Annotated in this window: 1 protein-coding gene; it reads right to left on the reverse strand. The window is 35.9% G+C overall.

All coding sequences use genetic code 11. From position 1 onward, the window contains the following. A partial coding sequence (locus E1176_RS00140; RefSeq protein ID WP_155208576.1) for a tellurite resistance TerB family protein occupies window positions 1–354 on the reverse strand: 354 nt, incomplete at its 3' end. Window positions 355–387 lie beyond the last annotated feature (33 nt).

Consider the following 387-nt stretch of genomic DNA (forward strand, 5'->3'; position numbering starts at 1 on the left):
CTTGTCAATCATCCATTTCACTACCTCTTTTCTAAACCCAAAGTCTTCCATGAGGTCTTCACAAAACTCAATTTCACTCTTTTCAACCACACCATCTGCATAGATCATAGTTACCAAATCGTATAATTGATTCATCTTTTGGTCGTGAGACTCTGGTATTTGAAGGTCCGTTTGTTTGTTACTTCTGATCAGTGAAGCTATTTGTCTGTCCTTAAGACCGTATTTCTCCCCCATTTTGTAAAGCATCTTTTCTTCCTCTGAATGTAGGTGTCCATCTGCTTTAGCAAGTGCAATAAGATTACGAAGGTGATTTTTCTTAAATGATAAATATTGGTGTTCAAAAAAGCCAATCATTACTTAGTGAGTTAAGTTGCTTAATGCTAAGAT

The sequence above is a fragment of the Fulvivirga aurantia genome (genome assembly GCF_009711475.1).
GTDB classification, from domain to species: domain Bacteria; phylum Bacteroidota; class Bacteroidia; order Cytophagales; family Cyclobacteriaceae; genus Fulvivirga; species Fulvivirga aurantia.